The organism is Nonomuraea sp. NPDC050310 (genome assembly GCF_040655795.1).
GTDB lineage: Bacteria > Actinomycetota > Actinomycetes > Streptosporangiales > Streptosporangiaceae > Nonomuraea.
The window spans coordinates 1-23403 of record NZ_JBFAKP010000019.1 but is presented as its reverse complement, the minus strand read 5'-3'; the positions used below and the strand labels follow the sequence as shown (position 1 = coordinate 23403).

22 protein-coding genes and 2 rRNA genes are annotated in these 23403 nt (G+C 71.4%); 8 read left to right on the top strand and 16 right to left on the bottom strand.

The window, feature by feature from the left end; genetic code table 11:
* Positions 1-57: 57 nt before the first annotated feature.
* The 7 genes from AB0I67_RS32450 to AB0I67_RS32420 form a co-directional block, all read right to left on the bottom strand.
* The gene (locus AB0I67_RS32450; RefSeq protein ID WP_357931319.1) at positions 58-897 is read right to left on the bottom strand and encodes a hypothetical protein; all 840 of its coding nucleotides are present in this window, start codon (positions 895-897) and stop codon (positions 58-60) included.
* Positions 898-899: 2 nt separating this feature from the next.
* A complete protein-coding gene (locus AB0I67_RS32445) occupies positions 900-1865 on the bottom strand; it encodes a copper transporter (protein ID WP_357931317.1) in 966 nt (321 codons plus the stop codon).
* Positions 1862-3058 (bottom strand): putative cytokinetic ring protein SteA, encoded by a 1197-nt coding sequence (steA, locus tag AB0I67_RS32440; protein WP_357931314.1) that lies wholly within the window; start codon positions 3056-3058, stop codon positions 1862-1864. The genes AB0I67_RS32445 and steA overlap by 4 nt, the downstream gene beginning before the upstream one ends.
* A 92-nt stretch (positions 3059-3150) precedes the next feature.
* Positions 3151-4860 (bottom strand): DNA repair protein RecN, encoded by a 1710-nt coding sequence (recN, locus tag AB0I67_RS32435; RefSeq protein WP_357931311.1) that lies wholly within the window; start codon positions 4858-4860, stop codon positions 3151-3153.
* A 57-nt stretch (positions 4861-4917) separates the two neighbouring features.
* On the bottom strand, positions 4918-5817 hold the full coding sequence (locus AB0I67_RS32430) for an NAD kinase (protein WP_357931309.1): 900 nt from the start codon (positions 5815-5817) through the stop codon (positions 4918-4920).
* A complete protein-coding gene (locus AB0I67_RS32425) occupies positions 5814-6623 on the bottom strand; it encodes a TlyA family RNA methyltransferase (protein WP_357931306.1) in 810 nt (269 codons plus the stop codon). The genes AB0I67_RS32430 and AB0I67_RS32425 overlap by 4 nt, the downstream gene beginning before the upstream one ends.
* Complete coding sequence (locus tag AB0I67_RS32420) at positions 6620-6754, bottom strand: hypothetical protein (protein ID WP_357931305.1); 135 nt, start codon at positions 6752-6754, stop codon at positions 6620-6622. Before AB0I67_RS32420 ends, AB0I67_RS32425 begins: the two co-directional genes overlap by 4 nt.
* A gap of 166 nt (positions 6755-6920) precedes the next feature.
* Between AB0I67_RS32420 and AB0I67_RS32415 the strand changes: the two genes are divergently transcribed.
* From AB0I67_RS32415 to AB0I67_RS32405, 3 genes are read left to right on the top strand one after another with little or no spacing between them, the layout of a single operon-like run.
* Complete coding sequence (locus AB0I67_RS32415; RefSeq protein WP_357931302.1) at positions 6921-7259, top strand: SCP2 sterol-binding domain-containing protein; 339 nt, start codon at positions 6921-6923, stop codon at positions 7257-7259.
* A gap of 51 nt (positions 7260-7310) precedes the next feature.
* Entirely contained in the window at positions 7311-8054 is a 744-nt protein-coding gene (locus AB0I67_RS32410) for an ATP-binding cassette domain-containing protein (protein ID WP_357931300.1), read from the top strand.
* Positions 8054-8806, top strand: coding sequence for an ABC transporter permease (locus AB0I67_RS32405; protein ID WP_357931297.1), 753 nt, complete (start codon positions 8054-8056; stop codon positions 8804-8806). Before AB0I67_RS32410 ends, AB0I67_RS32405 begins: the two co-directional genes overlap by 1 nt.
* 236 nt (positions 8807-9042) lie before the next feature.
* Here AB0I67_RS32405 and AB0I67_RS32400 read toward each other — a convergent pair whose 3' ends face one another.
* Positions 9043-10047, bottom strand: coding sequence for an HAD-IIA family hydrolase (locus tag AB0I67_RS32400; protein ID WP_357931295.1), 1005 nt, complete (start codon positions 10045-10047; stop codon positions 9043-9045).
* Between the two features lie 27 nt (positions 10048-10074).
* Between AB0I67_RS32400 and AB0I67_RS32395 the strand changes: the two genes are divergently transcribed.
* Complete coding sequence (locus AB0I67_RS32395; protein ID WP_357931293.1) at positions 10075-10500, top strand: TipAS antibiotic-recognition domain-containing protein; 426 nt, start codon at positions 10075-10077, stop codon at positions 10498-10500.
* A 1004-nt stretch (positions 10501-11504) separates the two neighbouring features.
* Here the strand turns inward: AB0I67_RS32395 and AB0I67_RS32390 are convergent.
* Positions 11505-11897, bottom strand: a complete 393-nt coding sequence (locus tag AB0I67_RS32390) for a tetratricopeptide repeat protein (RefSeq protein ID WP_357931291.1) — start codon at positions 11895-11897, stop codon at positions 11505-11507.
* Positions 11898-11938: 41 nt separating this feature from the next.
* On the opposite strand from AB0I67_RS32390, the gene AB0I67_RS32385 reads away from it, so the two are divergent.
* Entirely contained in the window at positions 11939-13240 is a 1302-nt protein-coding gene (locus tag AB0I67_RS32385; RefSeq protein WP_357931290.1) for a DUF1015 domain-containing protein, read from the top strand.
* Positions 13241-13417: 177 nt separating this feature from the next.
* Here AB0I67_RS32385 and AB0I67_RS32380 read toward each other — a convergent pair whose 3' ends face one another.
* Positions 13418-14269 (bottom strand): single-stranded DNA-binding protein, encoded by an 852-nt coding sequence (locus AB0I67_RS32380; RefSeq protein WP_357931287.1) that lies wholly within the window; start codon positions 14267-14269, stop codon positions 13418-13420.
* Between the two features lie 108 nt (positions 14270-14377).
* On the opposite strand from AB0I67_RS32380, the gene AB0I67_RS32375 reads away from it, so the two are divergent.
* On the top strand, positions 14378-15301 hold the full coding sequence (locus AB0I67_RS32375) for an MBL fold metallo-hydrolase (RefSeq protein ID WP_357931284.1): 924 nt from the start codon (positions 14378-14380) through the stop codon (positions 15299-15301).
* Between the two features lie 93 nt (positions 15302-15394).
* Here the strand turns inward: AB0I67_RS32375 and AB0I67_RS32370 are convergent, their stop codons facing one another.
* Positions 15395-16528 (bottom strand): hypothetical protein, encoded by a 1134-nt coding sequence (locus AB0I67_RS32370; protein ID WP_357931281.1) that lies wholly within the window; start codon positions 16526-16528, stop codon positions 15395-15397.
* Between AB0I67_RS32370 and AB0I67_RS32365 the strand changes: the two genes are divergently transcribed.
* Both AB0I67_RS32365 and AB0I67_RS32360 read left to right on the top strand, forming a co-directional pair.
* Complete coding sequence (locus tag AB0I67_RS32365) at positions 16472-17974, top strand: hypothetical protein (protein ID WP_357931279.1); 1503 nt, start codon at positions 16472-16474, stop codon at positions 17972-17974. The two genes, AB0I67_RS32370 and AB0I67_RS32365, sit on opposite strands and share 57 nt — an antisense overlap.
* Positions 17975-18146: 172 nt before the next feature.
* Positions 18147-18878, top strand: a complete 732-nt coding sequence (locus AB0I67_RS32360; RefSeq protein ID WP_357931276.1) for a methyltransferase domain-containing protein — start codon at positions 18147-18149, stop codon at positions 18876-18878.
* 41 nt (positions 18879-18919) lie between these two features.
* Here AB0I67_RS32360 and AB0I67_RS32355 read toward each other — a convergent pair whose 3' ends face one another.
* The 5 genes from AB0I67_RS32355 to AB0I67_RS32335 all read right to left on the bottom strand — a co-directional run.
* On the bottom strand, positions 18920-20149 hold the full coding sequence (locus tag AB0I67_RS32355) for a serine protease (RefSeq protein ID WP_357931273.1): 1230 nt from the start codon (positions 20147-20149) through the stop codon (positions 18920-18922).
* Complete coding sequence (locus AB0I67_RS32350; RefSeq protein ID WP_357931271.1) at positions 20142-21431, bottom strand: serine protease; 1290 nt, start codon at positions 21429-21431, stop codon at positions 20142-20144. The genes AB0I67_RS32355 and AB0I67_RS32350 overlap by 8 nt, the downstream gene beginning before the upstream one ends.
* Entirely contained in the window at positions 21424-22611 is a 1188-nt protein-coding gene (locus tag AB0I67_RS32345) for a serine protease (RefSeq protein ID WP_357931269.1), read from the bottom strand. Before AB0I67_RS32345 ends, AB0I67_RS32350 begins: the two co-directional genes overlap by 8 nt.
* Before the next feature lie 460 nt (positions 22612-23071).
* Positions 23072-23188: ribosomal RNA gene (gene rrf, locus AB0I67_RS32340) — 5S ribosomal RNA — on the bottom strand.
* Positions 23189-23313: 125 nt separating this feature from the next.
* Positions 23314-23403, bottom strand: a 23S ribosomal RNA gene (locus tag AB0I67_RS32335); the annotation flags it as partial.

Below are 23403 nucleotides of genomic sequence, written 5' to 3'. Positions count from 1 at the left end.
GGACAGCATCCTGGCAGAAGCCACCGACAACCCCGGCCTCGCCCGCTCCGGCGGGAGTCAGGCGCGGCGGCCGAGCAGGTCGATCCGGTTGAGCACCCGGTTGCCCGCGATCACCTTGGTGAAGCTGATCTTCTCCGAGGCCGCCGTGAGCGCCACGACCGTCCCGAGCAGCACCAAGCGTCCCGGCCGCCCGAGCTGGGTGGCCGCGGCCAGCCCCAGCAGCGCGCCGAGCGCGTTCGCCCCGCCGTCGCCCAGCATGGCCCGCTCGCCGAGGTCCTCCGGCAGCAGCGCCGCAGCCGCGCCCAGCGGGACCGAGGCCAGCACGGCGGCGGCCGGCCGGTCCCGCAGCACCGAGAGCGCCAGCAGCGGCCCGCCGGTGAGCAGCCCGACCTTGATCGCCCGGCCGGGCCGCAGGTCGAAGAGGTTGGCCAGGTTCGCGCTACCCGCGACGAGCGCCCCGTTGACCAGGCTGTCGACCGGCCCGCGCGAGACCAGCGCGGCGGCGGCCAGTCCGGTGGCCCCGATGCCGAGGATCTTCACCGCTCCGCTGGTGACCTCGCCCTTGGCCAGCGCGCCGAGATGGCCCTTGAAGCCCTTGGAGGCCGTCGTGCCGTACAGGTCGTCGTAGCAGCCCAGCGCCCCGCTGCCGCCCGCGGCCAGCAGGCCGGCCAGCCGTACCCGGCCGGGCAGCCCCGGCGCGGCCAGCACGCCGGTGGCGGCGCCGGCGACCAGAGCGGGGCCTTCGAGCAGCGTGAGCTGCTCGCCGCGGTGGTTGGTGCGGTTCCAGACGCTGTCCTTGCCCTCGCGGCGGGTGGCGAAGGTGTAGGCGGCCCGCGCGGCGGCGGCGCCGATCGCGGCGCCGGCCAGGGCGCACAGCAGTGTGGAGGCTCGGGACACGGTCAGCTCCCTGAGGAGGTGGGGGTCGGGGTGGCGGTCGGGGCGACGACCGGCGGCTGGAAGCCGGAGGCGCCGGTGCCGACGCCGTACTGGCCCGCGCCGCCCGCCTGCTGTTCCTGGAGAGCGTAGACGACCACGATCCGGCCCGCGGGCAGATCGGGGGTGTCCACGGTGGAGACGGTGCGGGCGGCGTCGCCGTCGCGGACCGCGGCCAGCACACCGCCGGTGGCGGTGGCGGTGATCGTCGCGGTGACGACGGTGCCGCGTCCGGCCTGGTCGAGTCCGGCGGCCAGCGCGACCAGGCCGTCGGCCTGGAGTTCGGCGTTGTCGCCCTTGAAGACGGTCTCGGGCGCGAACAGCACGGCGAGGCTCGCGCGGGCGGTGAGGTCCTGCTCGACGGAGATGAGCCCGGCGGTCTCGAAGGCGCTGATCACGGTGTCGCCGACCGGTGCGGGCGGCTCCTCGCCGCCCTGCGTCATCAGCGCGCCGCCGAGCACCGCCGCCGCCTTCTCGTACGGCGTGGCCGTGGCCGGGAAGGTGGTGGCGACCGGCTTGAGCTGCGCGGAGAGCTGGTCGAGCAACGTCGACTTGGGGTCGAGGTAGCGCTCGGCGATCGAGATGCGCCCCACGACCTTGGCCCCGGCCTCCTCCAGCACCGCCTGCTGCTGCTCACGCAGGGACGCGGTGGACCCGGGCGTCTCGACCAGCACCACGTTCTGCCCGGTCAGCCCGCCGGCGACGAGCTGCCCGGTCATGGCGGTGACGAAGGAGTCGTTGCCGGTCTCGCGGCGGCGCAGCTCGTCGAGCTGGGTGCGCAGCTCCTGCTTCTCGGTCGTCAGTTGCTCGCTCAGCTTCTCGGCGGCGTCGAGCGCCGGATCCTGGAGCAGCGTGGTGCCCAGCAGGATGCCGGTCGCCAGGGCCAGGAAGATGGCGACGATGGAGACGAGGTGATAGCGGAAATCGATCACGAGAAGAGTCCGACCAGCCAGAAGATGAAGCCGTTCCAGAAGTCCTGCAGGCCGTTCAGCCACGTCTGGCCCAGCGGGGAGACGCCCAGGGAGACCCCCATGGTGACCAGTGCGGCCAGGACCAGGAGGATCAGGGACGACCAGGAGATCCTGCTGCGGTACAGCAGGCTGACGCCCTTGGGCTCGATGAGTTTGCTGCCCACCCGCAGGCGGGTGAGCCAGGTGCTGGCCATGCCGGAGCGCCCCTTGTCGAGGAACTCCTCCAGCGTCCAGTGGGTGCCGACCGCGACCATCAGCTCGGCGCCCTTGTCGTCGGCCAGCAGCATCGCGATGTCCTCGCTGGTGCCGATGGCCGGGAAGATGATCGCCTCGCGGCCGAGCTGGTGCACGCGCTCCAGGCCGGGCGCGCGCCCGTCGCGGTAGGCGTGCACGATGAGCTCGGCGCCGCTGGTCAGCGCCTTGGTGGAGACCGAGTCGAAGTCGCCGATGATGATGTCGGGCAGGTAGCCCGCCTCCAGCAGCGCGTCGGCGCCGCCGTCGACGCCGATGAGCACCGGCCGGAACTCGCGGATGTAGGGGCGCAGCATCGCCAGGTCTTCGCGGTAGTGGTGCCCGCGGACCACGATCAGGACGTGCCGGCCCTCGACGGGCGTCCTGATCGCGGGCACGCTGACGCCGTCGATGAGGAGCTTGCCCTCACCCCGGACGAACTCCATGGTGTTGACGGCGAAGGCCTCGATCTGCACCGACAGCCCGGCGCGGGCCTCGGCCATGGCGGCCTCGACGCTCTCGCCGGTCTGGACGTCGCCCTTGCCGAGCAGGTCGTCCTCGCGGTAGAGCACGCCCTCGTGCAGGCGGACGACGTCACCGTCCTTCACCCGCTCGAACAGCTCGGGGGTGGCGTTGTCGACGAACGGCACGCCCGCCTCGAGCAGGATCTGGGGGCCTTGGTTCGGGTATCGGCCACTGATGCCGGAGGCCACGTTCACCACGGCCGCCGCGCCACACGCCACCAGGGCCTCCGCGCTGACCCGGTCGACGTCGACGTGATCAATGATCGCGATCTCGCCGGACTTGAGGCGCTTGGTCAGCCTCTTGGTCCGGCGATCGACTCTCGCCACTGCCGTCAGCCCAGGAAGGTCGCCGACCTTCCTGCCGCGGAGGCCCGGAAATCTGTTCCCGGGTACCTTCATCAATGTCCATCCTGCCAGAGCTCAGCAGCCCGGGGGCCATGCACTGCGCGGCGTGTCTGTTATGTAACCCAGTGAAGCCGGCGGGCGAAAGGTCATCGGTCGGCTGCGGCCAATGCGAGCAATTCCTCGGCGTGCGCTCTGCCCAGCTCGGAATCTTCCAGTCCTGCCAGCATCCGGGACAGTTCGCGCACGCGGCTCTCGTGGTCGAGGGCGAGCACGCCGCTGCGCACCACGCTGCCGTCGCTCGACTTCTCGACGACGAGGTGCTGATCGGCGAAGGCGGCCACCTGCGGCAGGTGGGTGACGACGATCACCTGGGCGGTGCGGGCCAGCCGGGCCAGGCGGCGGCCGATCTCGACCGCGGCCTTGCCGCCGACGCCCGCGTCGACCTCGTCGAAGACGAAGGTGGGCACCGGGTCGGCGCCGGCGAAGACCACCTCGATGGCCAGCATGACGCGCGACAGCTCGCCGCCGGAGGCGCCCTTGTGCAGGGGCAGCGGCGGCGCGGCGGGGTGGGCGGCCATGCGCAGCTCGACCTCGTCGACGCCGTCGGGGCCGAACTCCTCGCTCCGGGTGAGCACGACGACGACCCGGGCGTGCGGCATGGCCAGCGCGGTCAGCTCGGCGGTGACCGCGGCGCCGAAGCGCTCGGCGGCGGAGGTGCGGATGCGGGTGAGCTCGGCGGCCAGCTCGCCCAGCTTGGCGAGCAGGTCGGCGTGCTCGCGGGCCAGTTCCTCGATGCGGGTGTCGTCGCCCTCCAGTTCGGCCAGGCGCTGGGCGGCCTGCTCGGACCAGGCCAGCACACCTTCCGCGGAGTCGCCGTACTTCCGGATCAGGCCGGTCAGCAAGGCGCGGCGCTCCTGCACGACGGCCAGCCGTACCGGATCGGCTTCGATCGACTCGGAGTAGGCGGCCAGGTCGGTGGCCACGTCGGAGATCAGGTAACCGGCCTCGGCCAGCCGTTCGGCCACGCCGGCGAGCGAGGGGTCGTAGTCGCGCACGGCCTCGATCGCCGCCCGCGCCTGGCCCAGCAGGGCGCTGACGTCGTGGGTGCCGCCGGAGGGGTCCATCGGGTCGCCGAGCAGCGCGCTGTGCGCGGTGGTGGCCGCGCTGCGCAAGGTGTCGGCGTGGGACAGGCGCTCCTCCTCCTCACGCAGCTCCACGTCCTCGCCCGGGCGGGGCGCGGCCTTCTCGATCTCGTCGAGGGAGAAGCGCAGCAGGTCGGCCTCCTGAGCGCGCTCGCGCGCCCGCGTGGTCAGCTCGTCGAGCTGCGCGGCGACCTGCTTGTGCCGCTTGTAGGCCTGGGTGTAGGCGCGCAGCGGCTTGACCAGGTCCTCCCCGGCGTAGCGGTCGAGCGCGGCGCGCTGGCGGGCGGCCTGGAGCAGGCGCTGCTGGTCCATCTGGCCGTGCACGGCGACCAGGTCGTCGGCCAGGTAGGTGAGCGTGCCGACCGGGACGGTGCGCCCGCCGAGCCAGGCGCGCGAGCGGCCCTCGGCGCTGACCGTGCGGGAGATGATCAGCTCGCCGTCCTCGATCGCGCCGCCGATATCCTCGACCTGCTGGGCGACGCGGCCGCCGGCCTCGACGACCAGCGTGCCCTCCACGCTCGCGCGGTCGGCGCCCGGACGGATGCGCGAGGGATCGGCCCGGCCGCCGAACAGCAGCCCGAGGCCGGTCACGACCATCGTCTTGCCCGCACCCGTCTCACCGGTGACGACGTTGAAACCCGGCGAAAGCTGGAGCACGGCCTCGTCGATGACGCCGAGCCCCCGGATGCGGACTTCCTCGACCCTGGGTCGCACGCCCACTCCTGTCACTCCGAACACCTGTGCGCATGTGATCCTACGCGCACCAGCCTGTCAAGGTCGCACCCTTCCACGCCAACCCTGCACCGGGAGCTCGAATTTCGCTACGAGCCGGTCGGTGAAGGGAGCGCCCGTGTTCTCCAGCCCGCGGATGCGGGCCAGCCGTACCGGCGTGTCGGACCGGCGCACCTCGACGCGGGTGCCGGCGGGCAGGTCGTAGCGGCGGCGGCCGTCGCACCACAGCACCCCGCCGGGCGTGTCGGGCAGCACCTCCACGGCCAGCGTGGAGCGCGGCGAGACGACCAGCGGCTTGGCGAACAACGCGTGCGCGGCCACCGGCACCATCAGCAGCGCCTCCACCTCCGGCCAGACGACGGGCCCGCCCGCGGAGAAGGCGTAGGCGGTCGAACCGGTCGGGGTGGCGCAGATCACCCCGTCACAGCCCCAGCGCGACAGCGGCGCGCCGTCGATCTCGGCGACGACCTCCAGCATGCGCTCGCTCTTCTCGACGCTCGCCTCGTTGAGCGCCCAGGTGTCGGCGATGAGCGTGCCGTTCTGCCTGGCCACCACGTCGATGGTCATGCGCTCCTCGACGTCGTAGCGACCGGCCACGAGCTGGTCGACCGCCTCTTCGAGGTTCTCGACCTCGGCCTCGGCCAGGAAGCCGACGTGCCCGAGGTTCACCGCGAACAGCGGCGTGCCGGTGGGCCTGGCCACCTCGGCCGAGCGCAGCAGCGAGCCGTCGCCGCCGAGCACGATCATCATCTCGGCGTCCTTGGCCGCGTCCGGCTCGCAGCAGACCACCTCGACGCCCGGGGAGGCCACCTCGCGCGCCTCGTCCTCCAGCACGCGGACGGTGAATCCGGCGCCGAGCAGCCGGTCGATGACCAGCCGCGCGCTGTCGATCGCCGCCTCGCGTCCGGTGTGCACCGAGACCAGCACTGTTCGCCTCATTGCGGTCCCTCCGCGACGGCTCGGCGTACCTCGGCCTCGATGTCGGCGACCGGCGGTTCGCCCTCACCCTTGCCCAGCCACAGCAGGTACTCGACATTGCCCGACGGCCCCGGCAGCGGGCTGTAGGTCACTCCTCGTACGGCGAGGCCGAGCCCTCCGGCCGCCGCGGCCGCCTGCCGTACCGAGTCGGCGCGCAGCTCCGGGTCGCGCACGACGCCGCCCGCGCCCACCCGTTCCTTACCCACCTCGAACTGAGGCTTGACCAGCATGACGAAGTCGGCCTCCGGCGCCGCGACCGCGACCAGGGCGGGCAGCACCAGTTTGAGCGAGATGAACGACAGGTCGCCGACGATCAGCGTGGGCGGCTCGCCGACCAGCTCGGGGGTCAGGTCGCGGACGTTGACCCGCTCCATGACCGTCACCCGCGCGTCGGTGCGCAACGACCAGGCGAGCTGGCCGTAGCCGACGTCCACCGCGAGCACGTGGGCGGCACCGTGGCGCAGCAGCACGTCGGTGAACCCGCCGGTCGAGGCGCCCGCGTCGAGGCAGCGGCGCCCCTCGACGGTCAGCGCCTTGAAGGTCTCGAGCGCGCCGAGCAGCTTGTGGGCGCCGCGCGAGACGTAGTCGGGGCCCTCCTCGGCGCTGACCACGACCGCCGCGTCCGTGCCGACCTGCGTGGCGGGCTTGGTCTTGACCTGCCCGCCGACGCTCACCCGCCCGTCCTCGATCAGTTGCGCGGCCTGCTCCCGCGAGCGCGCCAGACCCCTGCGGACCAGCTCACTGTCGAGCCTGACCCGCCGGCTCATGCATCCACCGAGGCCAGCGCCTCCTCCAAGGCGGCGTAGGCCTCCTCGAACACCCTGACGTGCTCCCCCACCGGCAGCTCGGCCACCCGGTCGAGCCCTCGCACGACCGCGTCGACCCGCTCTTCACTCATGACATGACCGTAACGCACCCGGCACCAGGACCGGTCTGTCGCACGTTGAAATCAAGCGGGTAACGCTACCTTCCGTACAAGCCTTCCAGGCGTACATCCGGGCACACTTCCGGGCAGACCTTCGGGCCGCCGGGGGATCCGGGCACAGGGGAAAGGACACAGCACCATGGCAAGCGTCGAGGAGTGCCGGGCGGCTCTGACCAAGCTCGTCTCGCAGTTCGACGAGATCGACGAGGCCGACCGTGCCAAGCACGTCGTCGACCGCACGGTCGCCTGCCGGATCACCGACCTCGACGTGACCTTCCACGGGCGGCTGCACGGCGGGCGGCTGGAGATCACCGACGAGCCGGCGGGCAAGCCGGCCGACATCCGGCTGTCGATGGCGAGCGACGACCTGATCAGGCTCGTCGACGGTGAGCTCGACATGGCCCGTGCCCTGCTCGGCGGGCGGGTGAAGATCGACGCCAGCTTCGGGGACCTGCTGCGGCTGCGCCGCCTGCTATAGTTAACGTATCCGTTAACTATTAGCGGAGGACTTCACGATTGCGAGGTCTTCATGAAGGCGATCGTCGAGGCCGAGCGGCTCAGCCGCGCCTTCGGCCGGCGCACCGCAGTGGACCAGCTCACCTTCCACGTCGCCCCCGGCGAGATCTTCGGCCTGCTCGGCCCCAACGGGGCCGGCAAGACCACCACCATCCGCATGCTGGCCACCCTCCTCCCCGCCACTTCCGGCGCCGCCCGCGTCTGCGGCTTCGACGTGGCCTCCCGTCCCGCCGAGGTACGGCGGCGCATCGGCTACGTCCAGCAGGCGGTCTCCCCGATGGGCTTCTACCTGCTGACCGGCCGGGAGAAGGCCGAGATCGAGGCGAGCCTCTACCACGTTCCGCGCCGCCGGGTCCGCGACCGGGTCGCCGAGGTGCTCGACCTGGTCGGCCTCAGCGACAGCGCCGACCGGCTGGTCCAGGAGTACTCCGGCGGCATGCAGAAACGCCTCGAACTCGCCTGCGGCCTGCTGCACCGGCCCGACCTGCTCATCCTGGACGAACCCACCCTCGGCCTCGACGTGCAGTCGCGCCACCACCTGTGGGACCACATCCGCGGCCTGGGCGTCGCCGTCCTGCTGGCCACCAACTACCTGGACGAGGCCGACCGGCTCTGCGACCGGCTGACCATCCTCGACCACGGCTCCGAGGTCGTCACCGGCACACCCGCCGCGTTGAAGGCCGACCTCGGCGCGGCCTCGCTCGACGAGGTGTTCCTCTCCTACACCGGGCACGCGCTGCGCGAGGAGGTGGCCTGATGCAGGAGATCCTGGCCCTGACCCGCCGCTGGACGATCATCGTCCTGCGCGAGCGGCTCAACCTGCTCTTCAGCATCCTGCAGCCCGCCGTGTGGCTGGTGTTCTTCGCCGGCGGGCTCAGCGGGGCGGTGCGCATCGACGACTACATCGCCTTCGCCCTGCCCGGCGTCATCGCCTTCACCGTCGTCGGCAACGGGGTCAGCGCGGCGATGCCGCTGCTGTTCGACAAGGAGACCGGTTACCTCGACAAGCTGCTGTCCATGCCGATCCGGCGTAGCTCGATCATCCTGTCGCGGTTCCTGTTCCAGCTCGGGATGAACTCCGTCCAGGTCCTCGTCATCCTGCTCGTCGCCCTGCCCCTGGGCGTGCGGCCGGCCGCCGGGCCGCTCGGGGTGCTGGCCATCCTGGTCACGGCCGGGCTGCTCACCCTTGCCGTCACCGCCGCCGCGCTGGCCCTGGCCTGTGCGGTGCCCTCGCACGGCACCTTCTTCGCGATCACCGGGTTCGCCACGTTGCCGTTGCTGTTCATGAGCAACGCCTTCGTGCCGTTGTCGGCCATGCCCGGGTGGATGGAGCCCATCGCCCGGGCGAACCCGCTGACGTACGCGATCGAGGCCATGCGGTTGCTCACCCTGGATGGGTGGGGCTTCGGGGTGCCGGTTGCCTTGGGGGTGCTGGTGGTGGCTTCCGGGGGGTTGCTGTGGCTGGGCTCCTGGGCCTTCGCCCGCCAAACCGCCCAACGCGTCACCTAACCCACCCACTGGTCTGACCCGGAACCGTGGGACTCCAGTCCCAGGGGCGCGCCCCCGACACCCTCGGCCCCGAACCCCGGGGTGCGGGGTCCGGGGCTTCGGGGCTCAGAAGCCGGAGGTCCGGGATTCGCGGTCGCAGGTGTGGGAGCAGGGCTCTGGAGCTCGCGGCATGGGGGCGCTCGGGGGCGGGGTCGTCGGGGTCCGGAGGTTCGGGGTCACGAGGGGCCGTTCGAGGCCTAAGGGCGGTTGAGCCGGGCGAGGGCGGGCTCAACCGCTCCCGGGTCGGCGTTGTCCACGGTCCATGCCGCCCGGCATGCCTCCCGCAGCCCGTCGATCCAGGCCCCATCCCCCTCCAGCCACAGACTCCCATCCCGCCAGAACGCCCGCCACCCACCCGCCCCCTGGCCGAGCGAGCGAGCAGACGCCTCGGGGTACGGCTCATGCAACCCGCCCAGATCCTCAGCCACGTACGTCGGCCGATGCTCAGGAACAGCCGTCAGCAGGTCGAGCGGCGTCGCCACCCCGGTCAGCACCAGCAGGCTGTCCACTTTCGCATTGCTCGCCCCCTCGATATCGGTGTCCAGCCGATCGCCCACCACCAGCGGCCGACTCGCCCCAGTCCTGATCATCGACTCCCGATGCAGCGGCGGATCCGGCTTGCCCGCGTACACCGGCTCCACCCCGGTAGCCGTCGCGATCACCCGCACCATCGACCCGTTCCCCGGCAGTTCGCCCCGGTTGGTGGGCATCGTCGAGTCCCGGTTGGACGCCACGAACATCGCCCCCTCCCGCACCGCCAGCGTCCCCTCGGCCAGCAGCCCGTACCCCAGCCCGGGCGCGATCCCCTGCACCACGGCCACCGGCTTCTCCGCCGCCGTGCTCACCGGCCGCAACCCCTGGTCCCGTACGGCATGCCGCAACCCCGTGCCGCCCACCACCAGCACCTTCGACCCCGCCGGGACCTGCTCGGCGATCAGCCTGGCCGCCGCCTGCGCCGACGTGACCACGTCCTCCTTGGCCGCGGGAACTCCGATATCGGTCAAGTGCTGGGCGATCGCCGACGGAGTCCGAGACGCATTGTTAGTCACATACGCCAGCCGTACCCCCTTTGCGCGCGCCCGCTCCAACGCCTCGGGCGCCCCGGCCACCGGGTGTGCCCCCAGGTACACCACCCCGTCCAGGTCCAGCAACAGCGTGTCGTACCCGTCGATCAGCACCGATTCCTCCGATTTGACTCTCACGCTGCGTGAGACTCTAGCGTCGCTCCCATGACACCCGAGGAACGCGCCGACCTCTTCGGCGATTTCAACCCCGACGCCTACGCCGCCGAAGCCGAGCAGCGCTGGGGCGGCACCCCCGCCTGGGAGCAGTCCCAGCGCCGTATGGCCTCCTATGGCAAGCAGGACTGGCAGCAGTTCATGTCCTCCTTCGGCGACCTCTCCGCGCGCATCGCCACCCTCATGCACGCCGGCGTCCCCGCCACCAGCGCTGAGGCCATGGACCTGGCCGAGGAGCACCGATTGCTCCTCACCCGCTGGTGTTACGACTGCACGTACGAGATCCACCTTGGACTGGGCGAGCTCTACGTGTCCGACCCCCGATTCACCGCCTCCATCGACGCCACCGCCCCCGGCCTGGCGCTCTACCTCCGCGACGCCATCACCGCCAACGCCACCCGCGCCACCACCTCCTGACACCAAGGCCTGGCAGGGTCCCACCGCCTCAAGGCCCTTCCAGCCGCCACATCCCGACCCGCAATCCACCCCGGAACCACCACAGCTCAAGCCGCCACACGGTGAACCCCCAGCACGGTGAACCCCCAGCACGGTGAACCGGCTGCACGGGGAAACCTCCGCACAGGGATCCTCCGCACACGGTGAACCCGCCGCATGGTGAACCCGGCAGCGCCCCTGAACCTCCTCCTGGTGGGGTCGGGACGCAGAGGTCGCCGGACTCGCTAGGCGGCCCACCAGGAGCGGAGTCCAAAGCCCGCGCCCCGTGGCGAAAAGCCGACACCCACGGTCCGCGGTCCGAGGGCCGAGTCCGAAGGACGAAGGCCAGGGAGCGGGGCCGAGGTGCGACTGCGCCACGGGGCTACGCGCCCCGGGGAGCGCCCTGGTACGGAAGGCCCTGCTACGGAGCGCCTTGGTACGGAGCACAGGTTCAGGCTCCGGGCTCCAGGGGCGGGGCGGACTCCAAGGAACCGACCCGGCGTCCCGCACCCCTAGGTGGGACGCCAGGAGCCAGGGACCGCCCGAGGCTAGGGGTCGGGTCCCGGGATCGAGGGCTCGCCCAGAGGTTCAGGACTGGCCGCAGAAGCCAGGGTTGACCCAGGAGCCGGGGTTGACCCAGGAGCCGGGGTTGACCCAGGAGCCGGGGTTGACCCAGGAGCCGGGGTTGACCCAGGAGCCGGGGTTGACCCAGGAGCCGGGGCACGGGGTCCAGGGGCAGGGGTCCAGGGGCCGGACTCCGTGGTACGTCTGCGGAGTCCGGCGTCTGGAGTCCGGGGGTCCGAGGGTCCGCGGGCCGGGGTCCGAGGGTCCGCGGGCCGGGGTCCGAGGGTCCGAGGGCCGGGGCTCCGAGGGCCGGGGGCCGAGGGCCGGGGTCCGGGCCGGGCCCGAGGCGGGGTCCGAGGGTCCGGGGTCCGAGGGTCCGGGGTTCGGAGGCCGGGGTCGGGGCTATGGGGAGGGGCTTGGGGTTAGGCGGATTCCTTTCGGGCGCGGAGGGTGGCGCGGACGTTGCGGAGGGCGTTGGTGTAGTTGCGGTCCTCTGGGCGCATGGCGACGGCGATGGCCAGGGGTTCCTGGGCCGCCTCCATGTGGCCGGCCCGCCACAAAGACAGGCCGAGGCCGAAGTAGGCGTAGTCCTCGGTGGGGTTGGAGGTGATGATCTGCCGGAAGCTCTCCGCCGCCTCCGTGTACTGCCGGGAGTTGAACTGCGCTCGTGCCAGCGCCTCCCGGATGCTGCGCGAGTGTGGTTCGAGGAGGGCGGCGCGTTCGAGAAGGGCCGCGGCGGCGGCAGGGCTGCCCTCGTCCAGCAACCGCACGCCACGCTGGTACCAGTCGTAAACGTCACCTTCAGGGCTGGTCATGAGTTCTCCTCCGGGGTGCTCATGACCATGGTGTCGTGTCTATGGATGACCTCACTTCGATCTGCCATGGCGGGCCTCCTCACACCAACTTCCGGCTATGTGGGAACATGCCCGATATGGCGACTCCCGAACTGCCGGTGCCCGATGGGCTGGTGCTACGTCCGTTCCGCGGAGTCCGGTTCGCGGTCGATGATCCGGCCCAGGTCACGTCGCCTCCGTATGACCTGATCTCGGAGGCCGACGTCGAGGTGCTCCTGAGCCAGCACCCTTACAACGTCGTCCGGCTGATCCTGCCGAGCGGTGATCGTTACGACACCGCTCGCGACACGCTGCGTGAGTGGCTCGACTCCGGTGTGCTGGTGGCGGATCCGGAGCCGGCCTTGTACGTGTACGAGCAGCAGGGGCCTGGCGTGCTGCAGCGCGGCCTGATCGGCGACATCGGACTGGCGCCCGGAGCGGTGTTGCCGCACGAGGACGTCATGCCGGGGCCGGTGGCCGACCGGCTGGCGCTGATGAGCACGACCCAGGCCAATCTCGAGCCCATCTTCCTGCTGCACTCGGGCGGGCCTGAGCTGGACCTGTCCCGTCCTCCGCTGGTGGACGCGCTCACCTCCGACGGGGTGCGGCATCGGCTGTGGGCGATCACGGACCCCGCCGAGATCGAGGCGATCAACGCCGGGCTGCGCGGGAAGCGGGCGCTCATCGCGGACGGGCATCACCGGTATGCCACCTACCGTGAGCTGCAGAGCCGCGAGCGGGCGGCCGGACGTGGGGACGGGCCCTGGGATTTCGGGCTCGCCCTTCTCGTCGACTCCGCTGTCTATCCGCCGGATCTCAAGGCCATTCACCGGGTCATTCCCGGGCTGGCCCTGGGTGAGGCGGCGGCTCGGGCCAAGGGGGCTTGGCGAGTACAGGACATCGGATCCCTTTCCGAGGGCCTCGCGGCGCTCGACTCGGCGGTTGGGCCGGCGTTCTTGCTGGGGGGTGCGGAGGGGTTCCACCTCATGAGCGATCCCGATCCCATGCAGTTGGCCAACGGCATGCGGGCTGACCGGTCTGAGCGGTGGAACTCGTTGAACACGGCCGTGCTGGATGAGTTCGTGTTGCCCAAGGTCTGGGGGATGCGGGACGACGAGGAGTCTGTGCGGATCGTGCATCACGATGCCGAGGCGGCGGTGCGGCAGGCGGCTGAGGCGGGTGGGACCGCGGTCATTCTCAAGGCGCTGGATGTGGCGGATGTGATGGCTGTGGCTGAGGCTGGGGAACGGGTGCCGCGTAAGTCGACCTCGTTCGGGCCCAAGCCTCGGACTGGGTTGGTTCTTCGGACCTTTGCCACCGGGTAGGTAGCTCGCCTCTGCGGCCGGGTGGCCGGCCGAACTAGCTGGGTGGCTGGGGTCCGCCTTCGCCGCGTGGATCCGCCTTGGGGGGTGGATTGTCCGGCTTTGTCGTGGTCGCTTTTGGCTCCCGCGGGGGCGGGAGGGGGCCGAAGACGAGGTGGCGTAGCTGCATGACCAGGCCGATCATGCGGCGGCTGACAGGTAGGTGACCGGGCGGGGTGGCAGCAGGGCCGGGCTGGGGGTTGGTTCGGCCGGAGTTTCGTGGCAGCGAGTCTCGGTTTCTGGGCCTGAGCAGGCCGCTGTGCCCGAGTCTGGGTGAGGCAGGGTGTCGCGCTCGGCGGGATTCGGGAGGACGGTCACATCTCTGTGTCCGCGAGGCCCGGGAAGAGTGTCGCGCCCTGGGCGGGCGGTGCCGGCGTGTCGGGCGGGCCTTGAAAGGACAGCGGGCCCCTTAGGAGTGGCGGCCCCCTTCGGAGCGGCGGACCACTCAGAGGCGGTGGCCCCCTCAGAGGCGGTGGCCCCCTCAGAGGCGGTGGCCCCCTCAGAGGCGGTGGCCCCCTCAGAGGCGGCGGGTCCCTCAGAGCTGGCGGGTGCCTTAGAGGTAGCGCGCACCTCAGAGGCGGAGGACTTCTCGGGAGTGGCGGGAGCCTCGGAGGTGGCGAATTCCGCGGGAACCGCGGGTTGCGGGTGGGAGGGGGACGAGGCTGGGGTGGGGAGGGGCGTGGTGGGGACGGGGATGGGGCGGACGGTGTGGGCTTCGACCTGGTAGTCCCAGGTCTTGGCACGGGACGGGCCCCAGATGCGGCAGCGGAGGGAGCCGTCGACCTCGACGGCGTCGCCGCGCGAGAGGCCGCGGATGATGGCGGCGACGGCCGGGTCGAAGCTGACGCAGGGGACGACGTCGACCGGTTGGCCACGGCGGGGGCGGCGGCGGACGCTGAGGCGCCACTTCACCATGACGTCCCCGCTCGGCATGGGGCGCTCCTCGGGGTCGCTGGAGAGGCGGCCGGAGATGTGTACGTCGTTGCGGTCCATGTGACCTCCCTGTCGAGTCGAACAGGAGATCACTCTTTACGATGAGAGCAAGCCCGGAGTGCGCCCGAGCGGCGTTCTGGGGATACCCGTCCTTGTCGGGAGACGCTTGTGGACAACATCACCGCCCTCGGCGGAGACGTGTACGAGATCGACACGAAGATGGCCGGATACGCGGGGATCACCGCGGGCTACCTGATCCTGGGCGACCGCCCGTGCCTGGTGGAGACGGGCACCGCGACCTCGTCCGAGACGGTACGGGACGCGATCACGGCGCTGGGGGTGGGCCCGGAGGATCTGGCCACCGTGGTGGTCACGCACATCCACCTCGACCACGCCGGTGGCGTGGGGGACATCGCGCGGTATTTCCCTAACGCCCAGGTCGTCGTCCACGAGAAGGGCGCCCGGCACCTGGTCGATCCGGAGCGGTTGATGAAGAGCGCCCGGATGGTCTGGGGTGACCGGCTGGACACGCTGTTCGGGGAGATGTCACCCACCGAGGCCGAGCGGGTGGTCGCCCTAGGCGACACCGGCGCGATCGACCTGGGCAACGGCAGGAAGCTGGCCAGCCACTACTCCCCCGGCCACGCCAAGCACCACGTCGGCCTGATCGACTCCTTCACCGGCGACCTGTACGTCGGCGACGCGGCCGGGGTGTACATCCCGGAAACGAACGACGTGCGCCCGGCGACCCCTCCGCCGGACTTCGACCTCCAGACGGCACTCGACTCGATCACCCTGTTCCGCGACCTGCAGCCGCAAAGACTCCTTTTCAGCCACTACGGCCCGGTCAACGCGGTGCAGGAGACTTTGGAGCGATCGGCGGAGGAGCTCAACATCTGGGTGGATCTGACCAAGCGCGCCCACGACGAGGGCATGGACCTCGACCACGCCGTCGCCATGGTCCGCGACCGCACCCGCGAGCGCTACGCCGCCCTGGACTCCGAAGAGCTGGCCGAACGGTTCGAGCTGCTCAGCCCCGCGGCGTCCAACGTGGCGGGCATCATGCACTGGCTGGGCAAGGCGACTCCCTGACGGCCCCGGACATGCGTACGGCTCCGCCGTACCGGATCAGCGTCCGGTACGGCGGAGCCGTACGACACGAGGTCAGGCCTCGTTGTTACAAGGTCAGTCCTTGTCGTTCTTCTCCGCATCGGCGGAGTCGTCACGCGAGTCGTCGAAGACGGGCTCGATGAAGGCCGGAGTCACGCCCGACTTGGCGTGGTCGTCCTGGGCGTCATCGGAGGCGTTCCTGACGTCCGAGCCGGAGTCCTCCGAGAGGTCGTCGTCCTCATCGTCCTCGTCCTCGAAGTCGTCTTCGTCGTCCAGGATGTCCTCGGCTTCGCGCAGGGACTCCTCGTCGTCTTCGAAGTCGTCGTCGTCCTCGTCGTCCTCGTCGTCCTCGTCGTCCTCGTCCGAGTCCTCAGGGTCGTCGGAGTCGTCCGAGTCGAAGTCGGCCTCGATGTCGCGGTCCTCGTCCACCGCGTCCGCCGGCTCGACGAGCTCGTCCTCCTCGCCGCGCCCGGCGTCGGGGTCCTCGTCGACCGCCTCGGGCCGCTCGGGGGTGTCGAGCACGTCGCCGAGGTCGACGTCGAAGTCCTCACCGAGGTCCTCTTCGTAGTCCTCCTCGATGTCCTCGATCACCGCGCCGGTCAGCTCGGCGTAGCGGTCGGCGGCGTCGGTCTCGCCGTCCTCGTCGAAGGCCATCGCCCGGGCGAACCAGTCGACCGCCGCCTGCTGGTGCCCGGCCTCGGCCAGGGCGTCGGCGTAGGCGAAGGCCAGCCGGGCCGACCACGGCCGGGGCTGTGCGTCGCGCAGCTCGGGGAGCCGCTGCAGGGTGATCACGGCCGCGTCGTTCTGGCCGAGGTCACGCCGGGCGCCGGACTCGACGATGGCCAGCTCGATGCGGCCGGCGCGGTCGAGCCGCTCGGCCTCCCGGGACTTGACCAGGTCGAGCGCCCGCTCGGGACGGCCCAGGCCGCGCTCGCAGTCGGCCATGACCGGCAGGTAGGCGTCAGAACCGTTCAGGCGACGCGCGGCGCGCAGGTCGCTGAGCGCCTCGGCGTAGTGACCGGCACGGTAGGCGACCACACCCGCGGCCTCGCGCACCACGCCGAGCCGCGCGGCGAAGCGCCGGGCGACCTTGACGTGCTCGTGCGCCTGCTCGGCGTCGTCCTCGGCGAGGGCGCGCTCGGCGGCCACGAGGTGGCGGCCGACGAGTTCGGCCAGGTCAGTGGGGAGCGAGCGGAGCTCGTCGCGCACGTCGCGGTCGAGGTCCTCGATCGTGATGTCCGGCGCCACCTGGGGCATCGGCTCGCGCTGGGGCGCGTCCTCGCGGTCGGAGCGACCGAAACGGGCGCGGCCTTCGCTCTGCTCGCCGTCACGGTTGTACGGCCGGCGGTCGTCGCGGCGCTCGAAGGGGCGGCCTTCGCGGCGCGGGCCACGGTCACCGAAGTCACGACGCGGGCCGCGGTCGCCGAAGTCCCTTCGCGGGCCGCGGTCGCCGAAGTCACGGCGGGGACCACGGTCGCCGCCGCTCTCCGGACGCGGGGGGCGGTCACCGTACTCGCGGCGGGGGCCACGGTCATCGCGGTCACGGTACCCGCCACCGCCACCCTCGGGGCGGGGGCCACGGTCACCGAAGTCCCTGCGCGGGCCGCGGTCACCGAAGTCCCTGCGCGGGCCACGGTCACCGAAGTCACGACGGGGACCACGGTCGCCACCGCCCTCGGGACGGGGGCCACGGTCACCGAAATCACGGCGCGGACCACGGTCGCCACCGCTCTCCGGACGGGGGCCACGGTCACCGAAATCACGGCGCGGACCACGGTCGCCAAAGTCCCTGCGCGGGCCGCGGTCACCGAAGTCACGACGGGGACCACGGTCGTCGCGGTCACGGAACCCGCCACCCTCAGGACGAGGGCGGTCACCAAACTCACGACGCGGACCACGATCACCGAACTCGCGGCGCGGACCACGATCACCAAAGTCCCGGCGCGGGCCGCGGTCGCCGAAGTCACGACGGGGACCACGGTCACCACCGCCCTCCGGACGCGGACCACGATCACCGAACTCACGACGGGGACCACGGTCGTCGCGGTCACGGAACCCGCCACCCTCAGGACGAGGGCGGTCACCATACTCACGACGCGGACCACGATCACCGAAGTCACGACGGGGACCACGGTCACCACCGCCCTCCGGACGCGGACCACGGTCACCAAACTCCCGACGCGGCCCACGGTCGTCACGGCCACGGAACCCGCCACCAGACCCCTGCGGACGCGCCCCCCGGTCACCGAAGTCCCGGCGCGGCCCCCGGTCCCCGCCACCCTCGGGACGCGGACCACGGTCACCGAACTCCCGACGCGGCCCCCGGTCGCCATACTCCCGCCGAGGCCCGCGGTCGCCGGAGTCACGGCGAGGCGGAGTGCTGTCATCCCGGTCGCGGAACCCGGTCCCGCCGCCCTCAGGGCGCGGCCCGCGGTCGCCATACTCGCGGCGAGGTCCGCGGTCGTCCCGATCACGGAACCCGCCACCTTCTCGCCGAGGCCCGCGGTCGTCACGCGAGCGGTCGTCGGAACGGAACGGACGCCCACCCCGAGAGTCGCGCCCCCGGTCTCCCCCGTAGGAACGCCTCTCCCCGTCACGAGGCCCGTCACCGCGCCGGCGGTCGTCGTCCGATCCGTTGTCTCTGTTCACTTCTAGGTCCATTCACGTGGCTGACGCTTTACGCGACGAAGGCCACCCGTGGTGGGGTGGCCCGGTCTCTCCAGCCTAGCAAGGCTGTGATGCGCACGTGACCCAGGGCGAGCCCGATGCCGGGGACCTGCCAGGAATCCGTTCGCCACTCGCCGGGTGATGCCGAACAATACCCTGCATGTCCCTCCGCTTTCATGAGATCGCCGAAGCCGGCCACCGCATCCTGAATCCCTTCTCCGCCGAGAAGCTCCGCCTGCTGGGCGAGATCTGCCGGATCGCCCCCGGCACCCGCCAGCTCGACCTGGCGTGCGGCAAGGGCGAGCTGCTGAGCTCGTGGTCCTCGGCGTACGGCCTGCGCGGCGTGGGCGTCGACATCAGCCACGTCTTCCTGGACGCCGCCCGGGAGCGGGCTGCGGAGCTGGGCGTGGCGGAGGACGTCGAGTTCGTCCAGGGCGACGCCGGCGCCTACGACGCCGGCGCGGGGACCTTCGACATCGTCTCCTGCATCGGTGCGACGTGGATCGGCGGCGGCCTCGCGGGCACCCTCGGCCTGATGCGCCGCCCGCTCAAGGCGGACGGCCTGGTCCTGGTCGGCGAGCCGTACTGGTCGTCGGAGCCTCCGCCCGGCTACGGCGAGGACCTGAAATTGACGTCGCTGGCCGGCATCGGCGAGGTGATCGAGCGGGCCGGGTTCGAGCTGGTCGAGATGGTGCTCGGGAACCAGGACGACTGGGACCGCTACGCGGCCTCGCAGTGGCTGACGCTGAGCGACTGGATCCGGGCCAACCCGGCCGACCCCGAGATCGAGCAGGTCAAGGCGTTCCTGGGCAGCGCCCGCCGCTCGTACCTGGAGTGGCAGCGCCCCCACCTGGGCTGGGGCGTCTTCGTCCTGCGCCCGGCCGCGGCCTGACCGGCGCGGCCTCGCCCTGTGGCATTCGGGCGAGGCCGCGTTCAGCGGGCCTTCGCCGCCTTGAGGTACTCGCGCACGTACAGGTGCCCGGGGTCGAGCGCGAGCACGCGGCGGAACTTCGCCAGCGCCGCCTGGTGCCGCCCGGCGAAGTAGTCGCCGAGCCCCGCCCGGTAGACGCGCGAGGTCTCCGACCACACCGGCCGCACCCCGGCCGCGCCGAGCCGCTGCTTGATCAGGCTCGCGGGCAGCACCATGCCGAGCGTCTCCGTCTGCTCGCCGAGCAGCGGGTCGCTCAGCACCGCGACGGTCATGCCCGCCGCCCTGCCGTCCGCGGTCAGCACCGGCCCGCCGGTGTTGCCCGCGTAACTGGGTGCCTGTGTCTGCAGGTACGGCACGCCGGACGCGGTCACCCGGCGCCCGTTCATCGGCCCCTCGGTCAGCAGCGGCCGCATCCGCGACCGGTCGCTGAAGGTCGCCGAGTCGACCAGCGTGCGCGGGTAGCCGTTGACGTAGAGCCGGTCGCCGATCCGCACGCCGGCGTCGTCGCCGAGCCGGATCGTCGGCAGGTTCCGCGCCCCCTTCAGCTTCAGCAGCGCGAAGTCCACGCCGGGGAACTCCTCGCCCCGCGCCAGCACGGAAAGGGGCTTCAGATCCGGACGGGCCTTGCCGGTCGGCTGCTCCAGCAACATCGTGCTCCGGACGCCGGAGACCTTCAGGTGCTGAGCGTTGAAGGCCTGGAACAGCCCTTGCGCCAGCTTCGCCAGCCCCTCGTCGGGCTTGCTGATCTTCGCCGCCTTGAGGAAGGCCTGGCCGTCCCCGCGCGAGACGATCGGCGCCAGCACCTCGGCGACGGCGAAGGCCCGCAACGTGGCCCCGTCGTAACCCAGGCACGAGGCCGCGGTGACCATGTGCCCCTGCGGCGTCACCCACCAGCCGGTGCAGGAGTTGACCGCGGTCATCGGCTGCTTCCGGTACGGCTTCGCCGGCCGCACGTAGCGTTCGACGTCGCCCAGGGCGGTGCGGAGCACCCACTTGAGCTTGCTCGTCCGGTCCGCCGGGATGCGCCCGGCCGCGGCCTGCTGGTCCGCTCTGCCGTACAGCTTGGCGAAGGCCTTGGTCAACCGTGGCGCCGGGACGGTCACGGCGGCGGTCTGGACCGAGTAGATGTGCCGGACCGCGGGGTCGCTCGCGGCGGCGACCAGGGTGCCGGTCTCCGGCGGCTGCGCCGAGCCGGCGGCCAGGCTCACCGCCAGCACGAGTGTCTTAAGCATCGTTGCCCCTCTTGGCGGTGATCTGCCGGATGTAGTCGCGGGCGTAGGGGTGCGCGGGATAGAGCGCGAGCGCCTTGCGGAACTTCGGCAACGCCGCCTGGTACCGCCCGGCGAAGAAGTCGGCGAGCGCCTCGTCGTACACGCGCGTGGTCTCCGACGTGACCGGCCGCACCCCGGCCTTGGCGAGGTAGGCGCGGATCACGCCGACCGGCAGCACGGTGCTGCTCTGCTCGGCCTCGCCGCCGATGGAGCCGGTGCGGAGCCCGGCCGACAGCAGCCCGGCCACCCGGCCGTGCCGGTCGAACACCGGCCCGCCGGAGTTCCCGCCGTAGCTGGGGGCCTGCGCGTGGATGTACGGCACGCCCTTGGGCGTGGTGATGAGCCCGTTGTGGATCCCGGCCGTGAAGATCGGCTTGAACGCCGACTTCGGGTCGATCGGGTTGGTGCTGAGCGTCGTCCCGATGGTGTTGCCGGGGAACCCGCTGACGTACAGCGGGTCGCCCACGCGCACGTCACCGGCCCGGCCGAGCGGCACCGTCGGCAGGTTCCGCACGCCTCGGATCTTCAGCACCGCCACATCAGGCCCCGGGTACGGCGAGCCGTCGGTCAGCAGATCGACCGGCAGCCGCCTGATCTTGCCCTTCTCCAGCCGCACCAGCGAGTAGGCCGCGTGAGCGCTCTTGACCCGCATGGTCTTGACGTGGAACCCCTGCAGCAGCTCGGCGGCGAGCTGGCGCAGCCCGCGGTCGGGCGCGGCCAGCTCGCGGTGCGCCTTCAGGAACGCGTCGGTCTCGCCCTCGATGCGCTTGAGCAGCGCGATCGTCAGGTGCTGGGCGGTCAGATCGGACTTGGTCATCTCCACGCAGTGAGCCGCGGTGACCAGGTGCCCCTGCGGGGTGATCACCCAGGCGGTGCACGAACCGGGTCCGAGGTCCGTCTTCACCTTGCGCGTCTTGCCCGGCCGCACATAGCGCGCCGGGTCGGCCGCCGCGGTGCGGAGCACCCACTTCAGCCGGCTCTGCCCGTCGGCGCCGATCCGGCCGGCCCGGGCCTCCTTCTTGGCCTGGTCGAAGAGCTTGGCGTAGGCCTTGGTCGGCTGTGGCTGCGCGACGAGCAGTTCGGCGGTGAACCGGGCGGCCAGTTGGTGGACGGCCGGCTCGGTCCGGGCCGCCACCAGCGTGGCGGTCGTCGGCGGCCGCTCGTTGACCTCGGCGTGCACGGTCGCGGGCAGGTAGGCGGTGGTTCCGGCCAGGCTCACCGCCACCGCGATCGTCCTAAGCATCGCTCCCCCTCTTGCTCTTGGCGGTGGCCTGCTGGATGTAGTCGCGCACGTAGGGGTGCGCCGGGTGCAGCGCGAGCACCTTGCGGAACTTGGGCAACGCCGCCCGGTACCGCCCCGCGTAGAAGTCGGCGAGCGCCCGCTCGTAGACGCGCGTGGTCTCCGCGGTGACCGGTCGCACCGCGGCCGCGGCCAGGTGCTCGCGGACGAGCCCGACCGGCAACGCCAGCGTGGTGATCTCGCTCCGGGCCCCGATCCGCGCGTCCTGGACCACCGTCGCCACCAGCCCGACGACCCGTCCCCGCTCGTCCAGCACCGGCGCCCCCTCGCTGCCCCGGTAGGCCGGGATCTGTGTCACGAGGTACGGCACGCCGGCCGTGGACACCCGACGCGAGGTGTAACCGCCCTCGGTCAGCAGCGGTCGCCGGCGGGAGGCGGCGTCGAGCAGCGCGCTGTCGCTCAACGGACGCGGGTGGCTGCTGGCGAACAGCAGGTCGCCGGTCCGGACGTCGCCGTCCAGGCCGAGCGGCAGCGTCGGCAGGTTGCGCGCCCCCTTCAGCTTCAGCACCGCGACGTCCCGGCCGGGCCACTCCTGACCTCGCGCGACCAGCGACAACCTCGCCGCGTCCCCCTTCAGGAACTCCTCGAAGGTGCCCAGGTAGCTGGCCTCGGCCCGGCGCTTCACCTGGAGGTGCCGGGTGTGGAAGAGGGTGAACACCTCCTCGGCGAGCTTGGCCATGCCGTCGTCGACCTGGGCGTGCTTGGCGAACGCGGCCAGCATCTCCTTGGTGTCCGCGCGGACGAACGGGGCCAGGTCCTTGCCGGAGAACGCCGGCTTCACCGCTGCCTCGCTCTTGCCCGCCGCGCAGCGGGCCGCGGTCACCAGGTGCCCCTGTGGGGTCAGCCACCAGCCGGTGCACGTCTCGTGGGTGAGCGCCTGCCGCAGCCTGGGCTGGTTGCCCGGCTTCAGGTAGCGGTTCACGTTCTGGGCGACTTCCTGCAGGACCCACTTCAGCCGGCTCTGCCGGTCCTTCGGGATGCGTCCGGCCGCGGCGTGCGCGTCGGCCTGCTTCACCAGCTTGTTCAGGGCCCGGGGCTGGACCACGGGGGCCGGGACGACCAGGGTCGCCTTGTAGGCCCAGGTCACCTGGCGTACGGCCGGCTCCGCCTTCGCGGCCACCATCGTCGCCGCCGGGACCTTCCCGTGCCGCGCCTGCTCCCTTGCTGACGGCGTCGTTGTGAGGACCGTCGCCTGAGTCGTTGTAGACGTCGTCGTATTGGTTGTCGTGTCTGCTGCTGTGCTTCCCGCCTGAGCCGGCCCTGGCGCTACGGCCATGCCCAGCAGGCTCAGACTCGCCACCGCCAGTGCCTTCCCCTTCACCGCTCCACCCGTTTCTGTGGTCCGTGTCTGGGGGGAGCTTGCGCTCGGCTGGTGGCGGGCGGCTAACAGGGCGCCAACGTCTGCTTGCGACGAACTTGCAGGTTCCTGGGGCCGTGGTCGATGTTCCATCCCGTTCCACCCGGCTCCCGAGGCGGGCCGTTGAGTTCCGTCCGGCAGTTGAGTTCCGTCCGGCGGTGCGGACAGGCCGGAAAACGCAGAAAGGGCCACCCCGTGACGGGATGGCCCTTTCTGATCAATATTTGTGCGGCGGCGACCTACTCTCCCACACCCTGGCGAGTGCAGTACCATCGGCGCTGAGAAGCTTAACTTCCGGGTTCGGAATGTAACCGGGTGTTTCCTTCTCGCTATAGCCACCGCAACCCCTTGAGACATGTTTGCTGTCTCAGAATTGCGTAGTGGACGCGAGCACGATCCTTGGTTTCGCGCTGCTCCGGACCCGGCGAAGAGTTACAGAGCTGCTGCAGAAACCAAGCATGTTGCTTTGTGGTCAAGTCCTCGGCCTATTAGTACCGGTCAGCTCCACACCTTACAGTGCTTCCACCTCCGGCCTATCAACCCAGTAGTCTGCTGGGG

Bases quoted from the DNA above. Each gene is read 5' to 3' on its own strand.
- AB0I67_RS32355 (WP_357931273.1), bottom strand. From the start codon at position 20,149: ATGCTTAAGACACTCGTGCTGGCGGTGAGCCTGGCCGCCGGCTCGGCG.
- AB0I67_RS32410 (WP_357931300.1), top strand. From the start codon at position 7,311: ATGAAGGCGATCGTCGAGGCCGAGCGGCTCAGCCGCGCCTTCGGCCGG.
- AB0I67_RS32420 (WP_357931305.1), bottom strand. From the start codon at position 6,754: ATGAGTGAAGAGCGGGTCGACGCGGTCGTGCGAGGGCTCGACCGGGTG.
- AB0I67_RS32405 (WP_357931297.1), top strand. From the start codon at position 8,054: ATGCAGGAGATCCTGGCCCTGACCCGCCGCTGGACGATCATCGTCCTG.
- AB0I67_RS32430 (WP_357931309.1), bottom strand. From the start codon at position 5,817: ATGAGGCGAACAGTGCTGGTCTCGGTGCACACCGGACGCGAGGCGGCG.
- AB0I67_RS32390 (WP_357931291.1), bottom strand. From the start codon at position 11,897: ATGACCAGCCCTGAAGGTGACGTTTACGACTGGTACCAGCGTGGCGTG.
- AB0I67_RS32385 (WP_357931290.1), top strand. From the start codon at position 11,939: ATGGATGACCTCACTTCGATCTGCCATGGCGGGCCTCCTCACACCAAC.
- steA (WP_357931314.1), bottom strand. From the start codon at position 3,058: ATGAAGGTACCCGGGAACAGATTTCCGGGCCTCCGCGGCAGGAAGGTC.
- AB0I67_RS32380 (WP_357931287.1), bottom strand. From the start codon at position 14,269: ATGGACCGCAACGACGTACACATCTCCGGCCGCCTCTCCAGCGACCCC.
- AB0I67_RS32395 (WP_357931293.1), top strand. From the start codon at position 10,075: ATGACACCCGAGGAACGCGCCGACCTCTTCGGCGATTTCAACCCCGAC.
- AB0I67_RS32425 (WP_357931306.1), bottom strand. From the start codon at position 6,623: ATGAGCCGGCGGGTCAGGCTCGACAGTGAGCTGGTCCGCAGGGGTCTG.
- AB0I67_RS32345 (WP_357931269.1), bottom strand. From the start codon at position 22,611: ATGGTGGCCGCGAAGGCGGAGCCGGCCGTACGCCAGGTGACCTGGGCC.
- AB0I67_RS32350 (WP_357931271.1), bottom strand. From the start codon at position 21,431: ATGCTTAGGACGATCGCGGTGGCGGTGAGCCTGGCCGGAACCACCGCC.
- AB0I67_RS32415 (WP_357931302.1), top strand. From the start codon at position 6,921: ATGGCAAGCGTCGAGGAGTGCCGGGCGGCTCTGACCAAGCTCGTCTCG.
- AB0I67_RS32360 (WP_357931276.1), top strand. From the start codon at position 18,147: ATGTCCCTCCGCTTTCATGAGATCGCCGAAGCCGGCCACCGCATCCTG.